The following is a 3,466-nucleotide window of genomic DNA, read 5'->3' on the forward strand; positions in this document are numbered from 1 at the left end:
GAAGCACCCCCGATTCTTGAAAACTGATCGTTAGGTTCCCCCTCAAAACCTTGGCAGTTGGCACGTAGTTGCTCTTTTTAACTGGTGCGAAATATTGGCGGCCAAGTGGAACACCCCATCGAAAAACCGCTATTATAATGAACGTAACAATAAGAACGCGTCCTGACCAAATAATCGCTGGTCTCATTTTTTCACCGTCTCTAATAGATCCTCGCCCATAGCGAGTTTTAGTCTAATTTCTGCCAAATACAGGCTTACCTTTGCGCTAAGGATTCCTATTGCAACCTGGCGCAGCGCTTCCTGAGCATCAAGAATCTCACGGTTCGAAGCTAAACCCTCTTCCACCAATCTCTGCGAAATCTTGAGAAAGTCCCTAGCAGTCTGCAAGTTCAAGGATAAAATCCTCAAAGAAGCCCCTTCCGCATCAACCGCACGACAAGCGTCACGGACTTCGGAAGCTATCCGATCAGCTTCGTAAACTCGCAAATCAGCCAGCAAGTCAAGTTGTCGCTGGTTAATCTTTGTTTTCTCGCGCAAATCGCGCTTATCTAGGATTACGCCGTATTGAAGTCCTATGCGAGCCGAATCCGAGTTGAGAAGGGAATCGCTGAATATACTGCTGCCGAAATTAGTTGATCTGTAACCGGCAACTATATCCAATGAATTGCGAAGCTGATCTTTTGATAAGGCTAGCTGGCGATGCTTGTCAACTAATTGCTGGTCATACTGTTTGAGCTCCAACCGGTTTTCCAGTGCTATTGAAACAGCTTTTATTGAATCAGGTGAAACATACTCTTTTTCAGGCACAATATCGGTCAATTCAACATTAGTTTCAATTCGTTCACCGATGGCGATAAGCAGATCATCGACCGCTGCTTTGGTATCAATTCGTTTCCGGTTGAGCTCGTCTTCCGCTTTAGCCACATTGACATCAGCGCGGGATACTTCGTTAAAGGTAACCAGGTCTGCTGCTGCGCGCTTTCTAGCGCCTTCAGCAACTGCACGCGCGATTTCAAGGGATTTTTCCTGCACTTTGGTTTCTTCCTGAGCAAGAAGCACAAACATATACGATTGAACCACTAAGTAAACAGTTTTTTGGCGCCTGAGATAGGTCTCATAATTTTGGATTGTTAAATATGATTTAGCGTCTTCGAGAGTATTCCATTGAGGTGATAACTTCCCACGCCCTTTCGTCAGTGGAATGCCCACTTCCAAACCAAGACTTGCTCGATCAGCCCCAAATGCCACTGGAGCGAAATCAAGTTTTGCGTCCATGCCGGAAAGAGCGTTATATTCGCCATGCCCAAATATCAGGCCTGTTGTGCCCATTTCTCCGGTTGTACCGCTAATAAAGGTATCAACTCCTGCTGTAGCTAAGGTGCGGATGTTGGCAATTGACAGGTTGGAGATCGAGTTTAAGCGTTCGGTCTCCATCTGCTTAATATCGGGGTTTTTAGTTAAAGACCTGCTGACCGCATCTTTAAGCGACAGCCTCAGGTTGTCAGCGGGAGCTTCAACCGCATGAACCGCATAACACGAGACAGAGAAAATACATACCAACACGCATAAGCGCATTTGCCCTACCAAAATCCTCTCTATTGCACGCACGCACATAATCGGACAACACTCCTTCGGATTCCAACTGATTACTATCCAACGTCGTAACTAATGCAAGTAAGTAAACAGCAAAAGTTAATTTCGCCGTCGGCATAAAGAATTCCTGTTAATGAAGAGAAAAATATTTATCCGAAACACTCCCAACCTACTGATTTCCCGTAGAATCTGGACTTTCTGGAGGTTGGACTTTAGGCTCAACGGTAGGAGTTGGACTTTCGTTAGCTGTATTATTGGTATCGGTTGTGATTGGGGTTGAGGCCGGTCGTTTTCGACGATGACGTGAGCGTGGGCGAGTTGTACTGCTCGTCGTACTGTCAGTTGAGTCCGAAGAATAACGATGGCGGCGTGATGAGCGGCCTGATCCTGAACCTGGCGTTACTTCTTGGATGGTAACTTCAACTGCATCAGAAGAAGCGGTATCACTGGGCGCTTGAGCAACTTCAGCGGGAGGAGTTACAAGCTGTTCATTTGACACTTGCTGTTTTTGAACGTTAATCTTTGAAATGGCACGCCACGGGCCAATTACATATATGCCCAATAGCAAACACCCAACAGGAATAACAACCCAAAAAAGAATTAACTTCAAAGCCTTAACAAACCATGATTCTGTTTCTTGTTCTAATGTTCGCATGCCTCTTCCTCCAATTAGAATCTACGCGACTAGGCTCTAGAAAGTCAATGCAAAGATTAAAAATACGTTGAGGATAATAGGAATTTCGGGCACCTTCGCAAGCTTGACAAACGTATATACCTATAGTGATAATTGACTAAAGAAATCAAGTTAATCAATTATAAAATAATTATGTCTTTTGGTATCTCACTTGTCAATGCGAAGTTAGATTACGCTCTAAGAGCCGTTGTGGACTTAGCTATGCAATCACACAATAATGCTAGCCAGAGCCGCGAGATTGCTGCTCGCCAAAAAATACCTGGTCCTTACTTAGACCAGATACTAGCCGAACTTAAACGTGCCGGTATCGTGCGAAGCGTCAGGGGCGCAGGTGGTGGGTATCTGCTCAACCGAAGCCCTGCCTTATTGAGCGTTGGTGAAGTGCTGCGCGCATTCACCGGAAGCGATCCCGCCGATTTGGATGATATCAATACAGACTCCTTCGACCCCAGTGCAACTTCAGTAGTTACTAAATTCCGCGTTCGTCTGGAACGATCAGTCGCTCATTTGTTGGAAACGACTTATATTTCCGATTTTGTGAATGAGAAATTGCGCTATGAAGACACCCAGAGCTTCATGCCAAACCTTTAAGCGTCATAACTAACCCACGGAGGAAGAAAATGCGTATTGCAAACAACATTATCGAATTAGTCGGAAACACCCCCTTAGTACAACTCAATCGCGTGTCTGATGGGAGTGCTGCGAAGATAGTTGCTAAACTCGAATTCTTTAACCCTCTTGGAAGTGTCAAAGATCGTATCGGCGTGTCCATGATTGAAGCTGCCGAGCGAGATGGCCTCATCAAACAAGATACAATTATTGTAGAACCCACCAGCGGCAACACGGGCATCGGGTTGGCCTTTGTGTGCGCTGCTAAAGGCTATAAATGCCTATTGGTTATGCCTGAATCGGCATCCGTGGAACGCCGTACATTGCTTCGAGCATTAGGAGCAAAACTTATTCTTACTCCCGGCCCGGAAGGTATGCCCGGCGCAATTCGTAAAGCTGAAGAAGTAATTGCCTCCGACCCGGATCACTATTATATGCCGCAGCAGTTCAAAAACTCTGCGAATCCTGAAGTCCACCGCAAAACCACCGCCGAGGAAATCTGGCGTGATACCGATGGCGAAATTGATATCTTAGTAGCCGGTGTCGGAACGGGCGGAACGATCACTGGGG

The 3,466-nt window shown here is 46.1% G+C and carries 5 protein-coding genes; 2 read left to right on the top strand and 3 right to left on the bottom strand.

The features are described 5' to 3' along the window. The 3 genes from WCO51_11285 to WCO51_11295 all read right to left on the bottom strand — a co-directional run. Positions 1–187, bottom strand: a 187-nt coding sequence (locus WCO51_11285) for a hypothetical protein (GenBank protein ID MEI6513838.1), incomplete at its 3' end; no start/stop codon positions are given. Next, complete coding sequence (locus WCO51_11290; protein MEI6513839.1) at positions 184–1,614, bottom strand: TolC family protein; 1,431 nt, start codon at positions 1,612–1,614, stop codon at positions 184–186. The genes WCO51_11285 and WCO51_11290, both read right to left, overlap by 4 nt. Positions 1,615–1,762: 148 nt before the next feature. Beyond that, a complete protein-coding gene (locus WCO51_11295; protein MEI6513840.1) occupies positions 1,763–2,248 on the bottom strand; it encodes a hypothetical protein in 486 nt (161 codons plus the stop codon). A 171-nt stretch (positions 2,249–2,419) separates the two neighbouring features. Between WCO51_11295 and WCO51_11300 the strand changes: the two genes are divergently transcribed. After that, positions 2,420–2,878: an Rrf2 family transcriptional regulator gene (locus tag WCO51_11300; GenBank protein MEI6513841.1), complete on the top strand. Its 459-nt coding sequence runs from the start codon at positions 2,420–2,422 to the stop codon at positions 2,876–2,878. A gap of 29 nt (positions 2,879–2,907) precedes the next feature. Further along, the coding region (locus tag WCO51_11305; GenBank protein MEI6513842.1) for a pyridoxal-phosphate dependent enzyme at positions 2,908–3,466 on the top strand (559 nt) is incomplete at its 3' end.

Source organism: bacterium (assembly GCA_037131655.1).
In the GTDB taxonomy this organism is placed as follows: domain Bacteria; phylum Armatimonadota; class Fimbriimonadia; order Fimbriimonadales; family JBAXQP01; genus JBAXQP01.

Bases quoted from the DNA above. Each gene is read 5' to 3' on its own strand.
- WCO51_11290 (MEI6513839.1), bottom strand. From the start codon at position 1,614: ATGTGCGTGCGTGCAATAGAGAGGATTTTGGTAGGGCAAATGCGCTTA.
- WCO51_11295 (MEI6513840.1), bottom strand. From the start codon at position 2,248: ATGCGAACATTAGAACAAGAAACAGAATCATGGTTTGTTAAGGCTTTG.
- WCO51_11300 (MEI6513841.1), top strand. From the start codon at position 2,420: ATGTCTTTTGGTATCTCACTTGTCAATGCGAAGTTAGATTACGCTCTA.